The organism is Amycolatopsis endophytica, assembly GCF_013410405.1.
Classification (GTDB): Bacteria; Actinomycetota; Actinomycetes; order Mycobacteriales; family Pseudonocardiaceae; genus Amycolatopsis_E; species Amycolatopsis_E endophytica.
Genome location: NZ_JACCFK010000001.1, coordinates 903899 through 919035, shown reverse-complemented (window position 1 = coordinate 919035; position 15137 = coordinate 903899). Strand labels below are relative to the sequence as shown.

Here is a 15137-nt window from a genome sequence, read left to right as displayed (position 1 = left end):
GAATTGGGCTTGACAGCCCACTCGGGGGCGTGTTCACTGCCATTAATGGGCTGAGAGGCCCAAAATATGGATCGGATACATGGAGGTACCGATGAAAGCCATCGTCGCGACGGATCAGGCCGCGGAAGCAGCCGGAATCACCCTGATGGACCGGCCCGAGCCATCGCCGGCGATCAATGACGTCGTCGTCGAAGTCCAGGCGTCGGGCTTCGTCCCCGCGGAGTGGGAGTGGCCTTCGACCTGGGTCGATCGCTCCGGTCACGATCGGGTCCTGGCGATCATCGGCCACGAGTTCGCCGGGGTCGTCACCGCTCTCGGCTACGGCACGACGGGACTTTCGCTGGGACAGCGGGTGTTCGGGATCACCGACTGGCACCGCGACGGAACCCTGGCCGAGCACACGGCCGTGGAGGCACGCAATCTCGCGCCGTTGCCAGGGAACGTCGACTTCACGGTCGGCGCGAGTCTGCCGATCTCCGGCCTGACCGCGTGGCAGGGTCTGCTGCAGCACGGTCGCCTTCGGGCCGGGCAGACCGTCCTCGCCCACGGCGCCGCCGGCGCGGTCGGCTCCGTGGTGACACAGCTCGCCCGGGAGTTCGGCGCCCACGTCATCGGCACCGGGCGGGCGGCGGACCGTCAGGCGGCGCTCGACTTCGGCGCGAACGAGTTCCTCGACCTCGACCACGACGATCTCGACGACATCGGCGGGGTCGACCTGGTCTTCGACGTCATCGGCGGCGACGTCCAGCGGCGCTCGGCGCGCATCGTCCGGCCCGGCGGGACGCTGGTGTCGGTGGTCGGGCCCGCCGAGGCCCGCCCCACCGACGGCCTCGCGATCGACTTCGTCGTCGAGTCGGTCCCGGGCCAGCTGGCGGAGATCGTCGAACGGGTGCGGGACGGACGCCTTCGCACGCACATCGGAACCGTCGCGACCCTCGACGACGCCATCCCCGCGCTCAACCCCGCCCAGCGACGCAAGGGCAAGACCGTCATCCGCGTGCGCCCCTGACTGCTCGACTGTTTCAGAGGAGCCACGAGGACCGCCTCAACGTGCGGGCGAAGGCGTGTGATCGGGTGTCCGGTGGTCGTCGGCTGCGGGTACTGTGCCTCCGCCGGCGACCATCGCGACGGTGGCCTGGCCGACCGCGGCGGCACACATCAGGATCAGCGGTGCGCGCCAGCCCGAACCGACGGAGTGCAGCAGACCGAAGAGCACCGGCCCGACCGCCGCCAGCAGGTAACCGATCGACTGTGCCATCGCCGACAACGCGCCCGCTCCGGCCGCATCGCGCGCGCGCAGGCCGAGGAAGGCCAACGCCAGCACCAGGCAGGCGCCGCCGCCCAGCCCGAGGACGATCGTCCACACCAGTGCCCATTCCGGTGCCGTCAGCAGGCCGACGTAGCCGACGAGCATGATCAGCGAGTTCACCGCCGCCACCGCGCGCTGGTCACGTGCCCACCGCAGCATCGCGGGTGCGACCAGGCTGGTCAGTACCGCGACAACTTGGAACAGGAACAGCAGCCATCCCGCTTCCGCCGGACTGAGCCCGGTGTCCTGGACCACTCCGGGCAGCCACGTCACGATGACGTAGAAGCCCAGCGACTGCAGTCCCATGAACGCCGTGACCGCCCAGGCCAGTCCTGATCCCCATGGCAGCCGGTGTCCGCCGCGAACCGTCGCCGGGACCGGTGGTGGGGTCCGCAGCTGGGGTAGCCACAGCACGATGGCCACCAGCGCGAGCACGATCCAGCAGCCCAGCGCGGCGTACCACCCGCCAGGCACGACCTCGCTGACCGGCACCGCGATCCCGGAGGCCACGGCCGCAACCCCGCCCATCACCGTGGCGTACGCGCTGGTCAGCAGGCCCACCTTGGTGGGGAAATCGCGCTTGATCAGGCTCGGCAGCAGCACGTTGCCCACCGCGATGCCCGCCCCGACCAGCACGGTCCCGGCGAACACGCTGCCTGTCGCCGGGATCCATCGGATCGCGATCCCGAGTGTCAGCACCACGAGCCCACCCGCGAGGACCCGCTCCGGTCCGCGCCGCGCGGCCAGCCGCGGAACCATGGGCGATACCACCGCGAACGCCAGCAGCGGCACCGTGTTCAGCAGTCCGGCCACGGCCGGGGACAATCCCAGGCCGGCCTGCACGCGATCCAGCAACGGCCCGACGCCGGTCAGGCTCGGCCGCAGGTTCGCCGCTACCACCAGTAATCCCCAGACCAGCAGCGCCTGACCGGAACGCCGCGCCGGCTGCGTCGTGTCCACCGCGGAACTCACGTCAGCAGGCCGTCATCGTGTGACTGTTCTCCATACGACGATGATCGAGCCACACTACGGCGACAACCAGGCCGTGCTTGGGCTGGCCCGCACAGGGCTACCCTGACTGGTGCGCACTCGGCGGGCGGCGCCGTACATTGAGTGGCATGGGTACGCCGTTGGGGGATTTCATCCGGGCCAAGCGCGACAGTACCCAGCCGGAATCCGTGGGACTGCCGGACCGCGGCCGCCGTCGGTCACCAGGACTGCGCCGCCTTGATCTCGCCGCGCGGGCGGGTATCAGCGTGGAATACCTCGCCCGCATCGAGCAAGGGCGCGACCGCAATCCGTCGGCCGCGGTCGTGAACGCGATCGCCGACGCGCTCAGCCTCGCTGCCTCGGAGCGCAACCACCTGCGCTACCTCGCGAAGATCACCGGCGACGAATGTTCCGCCCACTTCAAGCCCGCGCCGCCGCGCCGTCACGTGCGACCGTCCGTTATGGACACGCTGCGCATGCTCGAACCGGGCATCGCCATCGTGACCAACCGGCTGGGCGACATCCTCGCCCACACCAGTACCTACGCGGCGCTCACCAGTGGAACCGGACTGCTCGACGCCGACCCGCCGAACGTCACCCGCTACGTCTTCACCGACCCCAGGGCCCGTGCCTTCTTCCCGGACTGGGAGGCCGTCGCCGACGAGCAGGCGTTCGACCTGTGGCTGGCACCCTCCGCCGAAAACCTCGAATGGCTCACCGCCGAGCTCATTCCCCTTGCCGGCTCCGACTTCACCCGCAGGCTGAACCGCCACGAGCTGCCACGACGTGGCGATCTGCGGCTCAACCACCCGTCAGGTCACGAACTGCGGCTGACGCGCGAGACGCTGGAACTGCCCGCCGACGACCAGCAACTCGTCGTCTTCCTGCCCGCGGACGACCCGACGGCCCAGACCGTCGAGCAGCTCCACCGCCAGTCCAGCGGGCGGTTGCGTTCCATCTCGTGAGAGGTGCCGAGACCGCGGGCTCCGCGACTGCCGGAGCTTCCATGGCCAGTGGGACCACATCGGTTGCACCTACCGCGCTGGCCATGGCGGTGTGATCGACCCGCGGGATGACCACCGCTGATCACGGTGCGGGCTTGGGCTACCAGTGCCCGTCACCGGCGCGGGTCCGGTCGCTGTCCGGGGTGGTGGTCACGACCTGCCGGGCGACCGTGGCCAGCGAAGCGAGCAGGCTCTCGGCTGCTGCGTGGTCGGTGTCGGGGGTGCGCGTGGCCGCTCGGTCGACCAGCCGCGGTGATCGTCTCGGCAGTCCACTACGCGGTCGTCGACGGCTCCGTGCGACCCGAACACGACAACGCCTCCATGCAGGTCCACGCCGACGGTGAACGTCGGTGTCGGCTGGTCCGCGCACGACCGGGCGGGTCCTAAATCGACGGTCGTCCCGCGCCCGCGTAGTCGTCGGTCGCCTTGCGGTACGTCGCGATCTGGATGGCCATGCCCTGCTGCGGTGCGTTGATCATCAGGCCGTTGCCGAGGTAGAGGCCGACGTGGTGGATGCGCGTCGCGGGGTTGCCGTAGAACACCAGGTCGCCCATCTCCGGCTCGGTGACCGATGGCACGGACCGGAACTGCATGTCGGCCGTGCGCAGGAGGTCCAGGCCGGCCGCGTCGTAGGCGGCCTTCGTCAGGCCCGAGCAGTCGAACCCGGCCGCGCCGGTGTCCGGGCCGTTGCCGCCCCACACGTAGGGCAGGCCGAGCTGGTCGAGGGCGAACCGGGTGGCCCGCACCGAGGGCGTGGACGCCGACGCCGGGTCGAGCGAGAGCTGCGCGTACAGCTGCGCGTTGCCCAGCGCCTGCTGCCGGAACAGGTCGGAGTCGCGGTAGTCGTCGATCGAGTTCCACCAGCCCTGGCCCGACTGCAGATCCGTGCCGTCCGCGCACAGCGTGCGGCCGGCCGCGACCGACGCGTCGTCGATGTCCTGCAGGTTCCCCTCGCCACCCGCGCGCTGCCACTCCGCCTGCGTCAGCTGCATGGGACCGCCGCGCGATTCGGTGGCGGCCTCACCGGCGGCACCGGTCAGCGGCACCGCGCCCAGCGGCTTCGCGAGCGTGCCGTCGGCGTTCAGGGAACCGCCGCCGAAGCGGCCGTGGTCCGAACTGGCCTTGCCGATCCCCGCGAGCGTGACCCACGACAGGTGGCAGCCGGGGTCCTCGTCGCGCAGCGTCAGCTCGCCCGTCGCGTACCCGATCAGCGCGCGCTCCGGGATGTCCAGCGGACCGCTCAGCCCGGCCGCCCACTTCTCCAGCTCACTCGGGCCCTGTTCCCGTGGCGCCTGTGCCTGCACCGGCGCGTTCGGCTCCAGCGTGGTGGGCGCGGCGGCGACCGCCGCGTTGCCCTCCGGTTGCGCGGGCGGCACGACGTCGGCGGCCGCCCGTACCTGTTCCTCCGGTGGTTCGAGCAGCAGCCAGCCGCAGGTGCCGACGGCCGCGACGAGGATCAGCGCGATCAGGGCGCGCCCGGCGGCCGCCCTCCCCCAGGATCCGAAACGCATGGTCACCTCGCCAACACTAAAAGACAACGAGTGCTCGAGTCACGGAGATCCAACGAGTGGACCCCTCGTGGAGTCACGAACGGCACTTCTAGGCTGCCTCCCATGAACGCCATCAACGCCGGGCGGCTGCGTGCCGAACTGCTCGCCCCGCAGGGGCCGTACGCGGCTCTGGACGTGGTGCCCAGCACCGGATCCACCAACGCCGACCTGCGCAGAGCCGGCGTCGAGGGCGCTGCCGACCGGACCGTGCTGATCGCCGAGGAGCAGACCTCCGGCGTCGGCAGGCGCGCCCGGCTGTGGGCCTCGCCCAAGGGCAGTGGCGTCTACCTGAGCGTGCTGCTGCGCCCGGCCGAGGTGCCGTTCAGCGGACTGGGCTCGCTCGCGGTCGCGGCCGGGCTCGCGGTGACCGACGTGACCGCCGAACTGGGCGTCGACGCGGTCCTCAAGTGGCCCAACGACGTGCTCGCCGGACCGGACCGCGGGAAGTGCGCCGGCATCCTGTCCGAGGCCGTCGCCGGGGACGAGCTCGCCGTGGTGCTCGGCATCGGGCTCAACGTGCGGCCCCTCGGCCCCGGCGTCGAAGCGGGCGCGGGCGGACTGCTGCCCACGTCGCTGGCCGAACAGGGCGCGCGCACCACCGACCGCACCGACATCGCCGCGCTGCTGCTCGCCGCGCTCGCCGACCGGGAGGACCGCTGGCGGGCGGCGGGCGGCGACCTCGTACGGGCCGGGCTGCTGGAGGACTACCGGGCCCGGTGCGAGACGCTGGGACAGGAGGTCCGGGTGCTGCTGCCGGGTGACGCCTCGATCGTCGGCACCGCCGAGGACGTCGACGCGACCGGGCAGCTCGATGTGCGGGGGCACGACGGCAAGCGGCACACCGTGTTCGCCGGAGACGTCGTCCACCTTCGCCCGGTACGGTGAAGCGGTCGCGAGAGGAGTTCGCAGTGGCCTACCCCGACGATCTGCTCAGCGAGAACGAGCAGGTCATAGTGCACAGCCATCCGCACGCCAAGATGCTGATCTGGCCGGTGACCGGGTTCCTCGTGACGCTGGGGCTGGGCATCTGGCTCGTCACGCTCGCCGGTGACGCGCCGTCGCCGTGGAACGACGTCGCGCGCATCGCCGTCGCCGTGGTCGCCGTCGTGCTGATCGTCTGGTTCTTCCTGGTGCCGCTGATCCGGTGGCGCACCACCCACTTCATCGTGACGACCGACCGGCTGATCGTGCGCGAGGGCGTGATCAAGCGCACCGGCATCGACATCCCGTTGGGCCGGATCAGCAGCGTGCAGTTCGAGCACGGCATCGTCGACCGGCTCTTCGGCTGCGGCACCCTGGTGATCGAGTCCGCTTCGGACGAGCCGCTGCGCTTCGAGGACATCCCGCGCGTCGAGCGCGTGCACACGATGATCTACCGGCAGGTCAACGACAACCCGTACGACGACTTCCCCGGCGAGCAGGGACCGCAGCCACACGGACGTGGCGTGCGCTGAGCGTCACCCGATCCAGCGATTGTTGCTCAGCGGTGATCACAGGGCGTCGGGAAACCGTTGGGGCTGCTCGGAAACCGCCCCCGGCGCCATGCGTACTCCGGTGCCGTGAGGCAACCTTGATCCCAGGGGGAACCGGAGCGCCTCGCCGCGCGTCCGAGTCCGAGCCGACTGCTGTACTCGCGAGGAGGGGTGCCGTGACCGAGCATCGGGCACAGGTGGAGGAGTTGCTCGCCGACTACCGCCGCAGCCGCGAGGACCTCGCCTCGACGCAGCGTGCTCTCGCCGCCGTCACCGCCTCGGCGTCCGACGCCGACGGCCTGATCACGGCGACCGTGGGCCCGCGTGGCACGTTGACCTCCCTCACCGTCGCCGACGGCGCGTACTGGCGCTACCGGCCGAGCGAGCTGGCCCAGCAGATCGTGCGGATCACGGCCGAGGCCACCGTGCGGGCGCTCGCGCGGGCCGGTGAGGTGCTGGCGCCCGTACTGCCCGCCGGGACGGACCCGCAGGCGCTGCTGCTCGGCACCGGTGACCTGGACGCGACCGAGATCGCGCCGGCGAAGCCCCGTCACGCGCCGGACGAGGAAAGCCTCGAAGACCAGACCTGGATGACCCGATGACCGCCGGGTTCGAGGCCGACGCCGACCGGCTCGCGGTCTCCTCCGGCGACTTCGACAGCCTCGCCGTCCGCGCGGCGGCGGTCGCGGAACGGCTCGAACGTGCCCTCGACGGCGCCGAGGAGGCGTGGGGCGACGACGCCGCCGGGCGGAGTTTCGCGGCGTCGCACGTCGCCCACGCCGACGAGACACTGGCCGGGCTGCGGAACCTGTCCACCCGGCTGACCCGCTTCGGCGGCACCGTCGGTGCTGCCTCCGGCCGCTACCGTGGGTCCGAAGAGGACGCTGAGCAGGCGATCACCGACGCGGCGCGGGAGTAGCGGATGGGTATCGAGCTACCGCGGGAATTCGCCGGTCTCGCCGCCCGGGCGGGCCTGTCGTGGCCGCATGCGGACGAGGACCGGTTGCGTGAGCAGGCCGGCGTCTGGCGCGAAGCGCACCGTGAACTGACCGCGCTCGCCGCCGAAGCCGACGAGCACGCGGGCAGCGCTGTGGCCGCCCTGTCCCGCGACGCGGGCGAGGCCGCGGGGCACGCCTGGTCCGGGTTCGTCGATCCGGAGAAGGGGCATCTGACCGTCGCCGCCCGCGGCGCCGCCGAGGCCGCGGACCGGCTGGAGAACGCGGCCGAGCAGGTCGGCGCCGCGAAGGTCGAGCTCGTACGGCAGCTGGCGGAGGCCGCGAAGAACCGGGACGCGAGCCTGGCCGCGGCCGAAAGCGGGCACCCGACCGCGGCCCTCGGTGTCGACACGGTGCTGAAAGGCGCGGCGGCGAACCTGGCCGTCGTCACGCACGGCCTGGTCTCGACGCTCGGTCCGGGTCCGGTGGGCTCGCTGGTCACCCCCGTCGTCGAGCCGAATCCCGGCGCCCGCACCCCGGACGGGCAGGGCGCGCTGCTCGGGGTGGTGACGGGTTTGGCGCCGGAGCTGGTGACGCCGGTGGTCGCGCCCTCGCCCGCGGTGCTCGGCAGCGCACCGTCCGCACCGTTGCCACCGTTGATGACTCCGGCGTCCGCGGCACCGGGTAGTGCGCTGACCCCGCCGGTCGTGCCTCCCGTGGTGCCGGAGCCCGCCTTCGCCGACGGCGACACCGGCCCGCTCGAGCTGCCGGATCCGCTGACACCGCCCGCGATGCCGCAGTACGGCGGGTTGCTGGACTCGGCCGGTTTCGACGACGTGCCGACGCCGTCCACGGGCCTGCCGAACGCCACCGTCGCGGCGGGTTTCTCGGAATCGGCGGTGCCGTCGCCGCCACCTGCGCCGCCGGTCGTGGGGCCGCCGGGGCCGTCGGCCTATGCCCCGCCCCCGCAGCACGCCTCGCCCGCTCCCGCCGTGCCGCCGATCGCCCGCGGCGCGGCGCCCGTCGCGCCGGGGCCCCGGCAGCTCTACCAGCACTACGCGCCCGAGCCCGAGCCCGTGGCACCGGAGCCGACGCAGCCGCCGATGGGTGCGCCGCGTCAGGAGCAGGAGACGATCGTCGCGCTGTTCCGGGTCCACATGTTCCCGATCGGGCATCTGCCGGTCGCCGCCGACAAGCCCGCGCGACAGCTGCCGGTGCCGCCGTGCGAGGTCGATTTCGCGCCTGGCCTGCGGTTCCCGCCGCACGACCACCCGCGTTCGGATCTGATCGAGACCGAGGACGCGCTGGCGAAGGTCCAGGCCGGGTACGGCCGGCTGCCGTCGCCGTCCGCCCCACCGCCCGCCGAGCTGCTCGCGGGCTACGACCCGCTGGGCGGCTTGCCCGAGCGCGACTGGGACCGCCGGTTCCTCGCCGGAAAGCGCCGAGAGGTGGCGGAGTACGCGTGGCCGCCCGGCGAGCGGTATCCCGAGGGCGGCAGTGCCGAGGGCGAGCCCGAGGTGCTGGCCGAGGGCACGGTCATCGACCGGTTCGGTGACCCGCGGGGCCGCGTCTTCGCCCCCGACGGCACGGCGTTCGCTTCCCGGTCGCTGCCGCCACCGGCGCGTGAGGCCGGTTACCGGCGCTACCGCGTGCTGCGGGATCTGCCGGTGTGGCGGGCGGTGTCGGCGCCGTGGTTCGGGCAGCCCGGCGGTGGTGAGCGGTACCGCGGTGTCTACTCCGCCGACGAGCTGGTCACCCTGGGATATTTGGCGGACATCACGTTCGAGGAGGACGCTGCGCAGTGAACGTCGAGTCGATCGTGCGGTGGCTGGCGGCCCTCGGAGTGCCGCGCGAGGTGATCTCGGTCGGCGCGGAAGCCGACAACGCGTGGTGCCTGCTGCGGGTCGAGGAGTCCGAGGAGGGCGGCCCGGTGTGGGAGGTGTTCTGGCGCGAGCAGGGCAACCGCTACGACTGGGCCCGCTTCACCAACGAACAGGTCGCCTGCCACTACCTGTTCGGCAGGCTGGCCTGGTCACAGGTTGCCCGCGGCGCCGTCGGACTGCTGCCCGCGCCCGCGTGAGGCGAGCGTCAGCGAGCTGCAATAAGGCTGAGCGCTGCGTGCGAAAAGGACCCTGACCGGGGTGTGGGTGAGGTCGTGGTTCGGTTGCGTGCCAGGCTGCCGGTTCAGGGCGCGGGGCCGCTGGGTGCGTGGGTGGGTGGCTATCGCCGCACGTGCCGCAGGGCCTCGTCGTGCAGGTGGCCGTTCGAGGACAGTGCTGAACCGCCGTCGAAGCGCACCGCGCCGGTGAGGTCGCTGAACTGGCCGCCGGCCTCGCTCAGCAGAACCTGCATGGGCGCGACGTCCCACGGGTTGACGATCGGTTCCGCCGCCAGGTCGATGGCGCCCTCGGCCACCAGGCAGTGGTGCCAGAAATCGCCGAAGGCGCGGGTTTCCCAGCAGGCGTCGACCAACCCCAGGTACGCCTCGCGGGAGTGGTGTTCGATCCACGAGTTCAGGTCGGTGGTGGACAGGTAGGCGTCCGACAGGGACGACACGGCCGAGACCGAGATCCGGCGCTCGCCGGCCTGGTCGCTCATCCACGCGCCCCCGCCCGCCGAGGCCCACCAGCGGCGGCCCAGCAGTGGTGCGCTCACCATCCCGGCCACCGGCCGCCCCTCGTCCACCAGTGCGATCAGCGTCGCCCACACCGGGCCGCCCCGGAGGAAGTTCTTGGTGCCGTCGATCGGGTCCAGCACCCACGCCCGGCCCGACTCCCACGCGGTGCCGCCACGTTCCTCGCCCGCCACGTTGTCGTCCGGGCGCTCGGCGGCGAGGATTTCGCGCACGGCGTCCTCGACGGCGGTGTCGGCGTCGGTGACCGGGGTGCGGTCCGGCTTGCTGCTGATCTTGAGGTCGCGCGCGCGGAACCGGGCCGTGGTGATCGCGTCCGCCGCGTCCGCCAGCTTCCCCGCCAGGATGAGATCGTCCGAGTAGCCTGCCACGCCACGATGGTTTCACGGAGCGCGGTCGTAGAGTTGGCCAGGTGAGCATGGTGTTGCTGGCCGAGGACGACCCGGCGATCGCGGACCCGCTGTCGCGCGCGCTCGAACGGGAGGGCTACGACGTCGAGGTCGTCGCGGACGGTCCCGCGGTACTGGACGTCACGCAAGCCAAGCGGGTGGACCTGCTCGTACTCGACCTCGGTCTGCCCGGCATGGACGGCCTCGAAGTGTGCCGCAGGCTCCGCGCGAACGGCAGCGAACTGCCGGTGCTGATGCTCACCGCCCGCACCGACGAGGTCGACTTCGTGGTCGGTCTCGACGCCGGGGCCGACGACTACGTGGCCAAACCGTTCCGCTTGGCCGAGCTGCTCGCCCGCATCCGCGCGCTGCTGCGCCGCCGCGCCCCCGAGGTGCTCGAAGCCGGCGGCGTGCGAATGGACCTGGGCGCGCGGATGGTGCTCGTCGACGGCCGCGAGGTGCAGCTGGCGAACAAGGAGTTCGAGCTGCTGCGTGTGCTGATGAGCCACGCCGGGCAGGTCGTGAGCCGCGACGAAATCCTGTCCGAGGTGTGGAACGACCTGGAGTCCAAGACGTCGAAGACGCTCGACATGCACATGTCGTGGCTGCGCCGGAAGCTGTCCGTGTCGAGCGACGGCAAGGGCTCGGTGATCCACCACGGCGACGGTGAACGGCGGATCGCGACCGTCCGCGGCGTCGGCTTCCGGTTCAACGCAGACTAGTGCGCCGCCGGATCCTGCTCGCCATCCTGCTGGCCGTCGCGGTCACCGCGGCGGCGCTGGGCATCCCGCTCGGCGTCACCGCGTGGAAGCTCGTCGACAGCATCTACAACGAGGACCTCGCCGGCCGCGCCGCCCAGATCGCCGCGACGCTGGACACCGAACTCGCCGACGGCGCGCTCGACCAGAACGACCTCGTGCAGGTGTCGGTCGCGATCCCGCAGGGCGGCAAGCTCCTGGTCGAGGTGCCGGGTCAGGACCGGATGACCGAGGGCGCCGACCCCGGCGCGGACCCGGTGACGGCCACCGTGCAACTGGCGCGGCAGGGGCACCTGGAGCTGTCGATCCCGTCCGGGCCGCTGCGGTCCCGGCAGACGACGGTGACGCTCGCGGTGCTGCTGCTGGTCGTGTTCTCGGTGACGATCGGAACCGTGGTGGCGACCGTGACCGCGCGCCGTCTGGCGAAACCGCTGCGGCATGTCGCGGAGCGCGCGGCACGGCTCGGCGGTGGTGACTTCCGGCCGGACCCGAGCCGGTACAGCATCGGCGAGCTGGACATGGTGGCCGAGGCGCTGGACACCTCCGGTACCGCGCTGGCGCAGCTCGTGCAGCGGGAACGTCAGCTGGTCGGGGACGTGTCGCACCAGCTGCGGAGCCGTCTGACGGCGTTGCAGCTGCGGCTGGAATCGCTGACGGTGTCGGACGATCCGGACATCGCGGAGGAGGCGCGGGCGGCGCAGGAGCAGGCCGACCGGTTGTCGGAGGCGCTGGAGGAGCTGCTGGCGGCGGCCCGCGCGGCGAGCGAGGTCGACGCCGAGGCGCTGGAGCTGGCGGCCGAACTGCCCGAGGTGGCCCAGGAGTGGCGGCAGTTGCTGCGGGCGGAGGGCCGCAATCTGCGCCTGCGGATCGGCGAGGGTCTGATGGCGCGCGCGACGCCGGGGAGGCTGCGGGAGGTCGTCGGCGTGCTGCTGGACAACGCGCTGCGTCACGGCGCCGGAACGGTCACGCTGGCGGCCCGCCGCGGCGAGACGGAAGCGACGGTGGTGGTGGAGGTGAGCGACACCGGCTCCGGGATCCCCGACGACCTGGCACCGCACATTTTCGAGCGCGGCTTCTCCGGCGGCGGGTCGACCGGCGTCGGGCTGGCGCTGGCGCGAGCCCTCGCGGAGGCGGACGGCGGGCGGCTGGAGCTGTCGAGCCGCCGGCCCGCGGTGTTCTCGCTGTTCCTGCGGGTGCCGTATCCGGGGGACGTGCCGGAGGTGCGCTGGCCCGCGGAACGCGTGCCGCGCTAGGCGGTGGTGTCGGTGCGGTGGGAGTCCCGGCGGCGCTGGCCCAGCTCGTCCGGGAAAACCCACTTCTTGAAACCCCAGAACTTGAACACCATGGCCAGCAGCATGCCGATGATGGATCCGCTGACGAAGTCCGCGGTTTCCTGCACGAACCTGCTCACGTGCGGCAATTCCAGGTGGAACACATACCGCGACGCCCACAACGGGACCAGATTCACGGCCACGGCCAGCCCGCTGATCACGAAGAACAACGCGGCCTCGTGGTGCCTTTCCCGGCCACCGCGGGTCCGGAACGACCATTCGCGGTTGAGAACGTAGTTCACGATCGTCGCGACGATGATCGCGATCGCTTTCGCGGTGGTCGGCTTGTCTTCCAGCACGCTGAGTTTCAGCAGGTACCAGACACCGTTGTCGACCACGAATGTCGTTCCGCCGACCAACGCGAATTTGAGCAGCTCGCGATGCTTGATCAACACTGCGCGTAATGGCTCAGGCGTGTGCGACAACACGCTTTCCACAACGGTCACGTGCGCAGTCTACGTAGTCCGCGGAAGACCGGATCGTCAGGCGGCGGGTGAGCCGGTTTCATCCCAATCCGCCGGAGATCAATTCGGGTACGGGATCCACGGCAGCCACCACCACGGGCGGTCGTGGTGCTTGGACTCCGACGTGGTCGTCGTCGTGCTGCTCGGCGTCGGCGTCGGCGTCGGCGTCGTGATGGTGGTGGTCGGCGTCGTGGTGGGCGTGGTCGTCGTCGGCTCGCGCGAGGTGGTCGTCTCCGGCTTCGACGTGGTGGTCGGCGCAGTGGTGGTCTTCGTCGGCAGCAGCCCCGGCGTGGGCACATGGCAGAACGGGAAACCGCAGTCGAAGGTCACCGTGCGGGAGACGTTCGCCGTGCCCAGCGTGGCCGAGACCGTGAGCGTGCGTACCTGCTTGTGCGGCCGGTCCACCTCGAACCACAACCGCAGGTGCTCGCCCGGTTTCAGGGCGCTCAGACTGGTGCACGTGGTCGTTTCGCCGCTCGAACAGGCGGCGCGGAAGCCGCCCAGGATCAGGCGGGCGTCGTCGTCGACGAGGAGGGTGACCGGCTTCGTGTTGGGGCCGTTGTTGGTCACGTCGACCGAGAGCCACACGGAGTGGCCCCACAGCGGCTGGCCGCTCCACACCGCCTTCGCGTCCAGCGCCAGCTTGTCCGGCGCCTCCGACACCGAGACGGGCACGTTGACCGAGACGCGGACGTTCGTCCCCGCGTTCACCGATCCGGTGACCTGACCCGACGTCGCGCCCTCGTCGGCCTTCAGCAGGAAGGTCAGCACCGCGCTCTCACCCGGCTGCAGCCCCCGCGGGGTCGTGCAGGTGACCGTGCCGGTGCCCGGCGGGCAGTCGACCAGCAGCGGCCCGGCCTGCGCCTGCGTGCCGAAGGCGCGGGCACCGCCTGCGCCCCCGCCACCGCCGCCGGCGGGCACCGCCCGGATGCCCTGCGGCAGGTTCAGCGTCGCCGACACGGGATCGGACACCGTGCCGCCGTTGTTGCGCACCGTGATCGGCAGCGCGACCGGGTCACCGCCCGGTTCGAGTTCGACCGTCGAGGTCGGCCCCTCCGCGGTGATGCTCGCGGGCGCCGCGCCCGGCGGCGGGGGCGGTTCCGGGGCGGGCGCCGCGGGCGCGACCGGAGGTGGCGCCGGTTCGACGGCCGGAGCCGGCGGTGGCGCGGCCGGGGGAGCGGCGGGCGGTGGCGCGGCCGGGGGCTGCGCGGGCGCGACGGCCGGTGGCGGCGCCGGCGCGGCGGCGGCCGCCGGGATCTCCTGGTCACCGCCGCCCGCGGCCAGCGCCGCCGCCACCGCGGCAGCCACCGCGACACCGGACACGCCGACGCCCACGAACTGGCGCGGCCCGGCGGCCGCGAGCGAAGCGGCGCCACCGGCGGAGCCCGCCGCCGCTCCCGCGGTCGCCACGGTGGCCGCCGTCGCCTTGCCCGCGGTCGCGAGGTAGCCCAGCGCGGCCCCGCCCAGCACGATCGGCGCGATGATCGCCCGCAGGGCGCCGTTGACCTCGGCCAGCTCGGCGGCCAGCGCACGGCAGTCCGCGCACTCGTCGAGGTGGGTTTCGACCTGGGCGCGTTCCCTCTTGGACAGTCCGTCCCTGGTCCAGGCACCCAGCCGGTCGGCACAGGCCCGGCACTTGTCCGCGGACGTCTCGGCGAGATGGACCTGCAGGTAGGCCTGCCGCAGACCCTCGCGGGCACGGTAGGCCAGCGCGGACACGCCGTTGGGCGTCAGGCCGAGCAGCGGCGCGACCTCGGCCGGGCTCTGCTGCTCGATCTCGGTGTGCCAGAGCACCGCCTGCCACCGTTCGGGCAGCGACGCGAACGCCTTCGCCGCCATCGTCCGCTCCAGCCCGGCGACCGCGGTGTCGGAGAACGGGACGGTCAGCGCCTCGGCGCCGACCGTGGTCATGTCCTCGTTGAGGTCGACGCGCTTGTCCTTGCGTGTCTTGTCGTAGGCGGTGTGCCGCAGCGCGGTGAGCAGGTACGCACGGAAGGCGCTGTCCGGGCCCTTACCGGCGCGCAACGTGTCCAGGACCTTGGCGAACGCGTCGGAGACCAGGTCGTCGGCCTCGGCGGTGGACCGCGCGAGCTGGCGCGCCAGGTTGTAGGCCGCGCCGACGTGCCGTTCATAGAGCGTGCCGTACGCGGCCAGAGTCCCGGAACGCACGTCGCTGATCAGCTCCGCGTCGCTCATGCCCTCGAAATCGGCCGGAAGGGTCGACACCGCTCTCCTATCCCCAGTCTTCGCGGGAACAGTGTGACTGACCCGTCCCGTTCCGTCACGCGGGACCTCGCCGTGTT

At 72.1% G+C, this 15137-nt stretch carries 15 protein-coding genes; 10 read left to right on the top strand and 5 right to left on the bottom strand.

Translation table 11 applies throughout. The annotated features are described in order from the left end of the window. The first annotated feature begins 91 nt into the window (after positions 1–91). A complete protein-coding gene (locus HNR02_RS04480) occupies positions 92–1009 on the top strand; it encodes an NADP-dependent oxidoreductase (RefSeq protein WP_179771945.1) in 918 nt (305 codons plus the stop codon). A gap of 36 nt (positions 1010–1045) precedes the next feature. On the opposite strand, the gene HNR02_RS04475 is transcribed toward HNR02_RS04480, so the two are convergent. Further along, positions 1046–2281: an MFS transporter gene (locus HNR02_RS04475; RefSeq protein WP_312860899.1), complete on the bottom strand. Its 1236-nt coding sequence runs from the start codon at positions 2279–2281 to the stop codon at positions 1046–1048. 146 nt (positions 2282–2427) lie between these two features. Here HNR02_RS04475 and HNR02_RS04470 point away from each other — a divergent pair, with 146 nt between their 5' ends. Beyond that, positions 2428–3264: a helix-turn-helix domain-containing protein gene (locus HNR02_RS04470; protein ID WP_179771944.1), complete on the top strand. Its 837-nt coding sequence runs from the start codon at positions 2428–2430 to the stop codon at positions 3262–3264. Between the two features lie 422 nt (positions 3265–3686). Here the strand turns inward: HNR02_RS04470 and HNR02_RS04465 are convergent, their stop codons facing one another. Next, a complete protein-coding gene (locus HNR02_RS04465; protein WP_179775698.1) occupies positions 3687–4814 on the bottom strand; it encodes a C40 family peptidase in 1128 nt (375 codons plus the stop codon). A 102-nt stretch (positions 4815–4916) separates the two neighbouring features. Between HNR02_RS04465 and HNR02_RS04460 the strand changes: the two genes are divergently transcribed. From HNR02_RS04460 to HNR02_RS04435, 6 genes are all read left to right on the top strand, one after another. Continuing rightward, positions 4917–5738: a biotin--[acetyl-CoA-carboxylase] ligase gene (locus HNR02_RS04460; protein WP_179771943.1), complete on the top strand. Its 822-nt coding sequence runs from the start codon at positions 4917–4919 to the stop codon at positions 5736–5738. 23 nt (positions 5739–5761) lie between these two features. Further along, complete coding sequence (locus HNR02_RS04455; protein WP_179771942.1) at positions 5762–6307, top strand: PH domain-containing protein; 546 nt, start codon at positions 5762–5764, stop codon at positions 6305–6307. Between the two features lie 194 nt (positions 6308–6501). After that, entirely contained in the window at positions 6502–6927 is a 426-nt protein-coding gene (locus HNR02_RS04450) for a YbaB/EbfC family nucleoid-associated protein (protein WP_179771941.1), read from the top strand. Continuing rightward, positions 6924–7244, top strand: a complete 321-nt coding sequence (locus HNR02_RS04445; RefSeq protein WP_179771940.1) for a hypothetical protein — start codon at positions 6924–6926, stop codon at positions 7242–7244. Before HNR02_RS04450 ends, HNR02_RS04445 begins: the two co-directional genes overlap by 4 nt. 3 nt (positions 7245–7247) lie before the next feature. Next, on the top strand, positions 7248–9065 hold the full coding sequence (locus HNR02_RS04440; protein ID WP_179771939.1) for a glycohydrolase toxin TNT-related protein: 1818 nt from the start codon (positions 7248–7250) through the stop codon (positions 9063–9065). Next, positions 9062–9340 carry a hypothetical protein gene (locus tag HNR02_RS04435; protein ID WP_179771938.1) on the top strand — a complete coding sequence of 93 codons (279 nt, stop codon included), beginning with the start codon at positions 9062–9064 and terminating at the stop codon, positions 9338–9340. The genes HNR02_RS04440 and HNR02_RS04435 overlap by 4 nt, the downstream gene beginning before the upstream one ends. Positions 9341–9480: 140 nt before the next feature. Here HNR02_RS04435 and hisN read toward each other — a convergent pair whose 3' ends face one another. After that, complete coding sequence (gene hisN, locus HNR02_RS04430) at positions 9481–10263, bottom strand: histidinol-phosphatase (protein ID WP_179771937.1); 783 nt, start codon at positions 10261–10263, stop codon at positions 9481–9483. Positions 10264–10310: 47 nt separating this feature from the next. On the opposite strand from hisN, the gene HNR02_RS04425 reads away from it, so the two are divergent. Both HNR02_RS04425 and HNR02_RS04420 read left to right on the top strand, forming a co-directional pair. Further along, the gene (locus tag HNR02_RS04425) at positions 10311–11003 is read left to right on the top strand and encodes a response regulator transcription factor (protein ID WP_179775697.1); all 693 of its coding nucleotides are present in this window, start codon (positions 10311–10313) and stop codon (positions 11001–11003) included. Beyond that, positions 11003–12292 carry a sensor histidine kinase gene (locus HNR02_RS04420; protein WP_179771936.1) on the top strand — a complete coding sequence of 430 codons (1290 nt, stop codon included), beginning with the start codon at positions 11003–11005 and terminating at the stop codon, positions 12290–12292. Before HNR02_RS04425 ends, HNR02_RS04420 begins: the two co-directional genes overlap by 1 nt. Here the strand turns inward: HNR02_RS04420 and HNR02_RS04415 are convergent. After that, a complete protein-coding gene (locus HNR02_RS04415; RefSeq protein ID WP_179771935.1) occupies positions 12289–12816 on the bottom strand; it encodes a GtrA family protein in 528 nt (175 codons plus the stop codon). The genes HNR02_RS04420 and HNR02_RS04415 overlap by 4 nt on opposite strands. Before the next feature lie 78 nt (positions 12817–12894). Continuing rightward, positions 12895–15060, bottom strand: a complete 2166-nt coding sequence (locus HNR02_RS04410) for a sigma-70 family RNA polymerase sigma factor (RefSeq protein WP_179771934.1) — start codon at positions 15058–15060, stop codon at positions 12895–12897. Positions 15061–15137 lie beyond the last annotated feature (77 nt).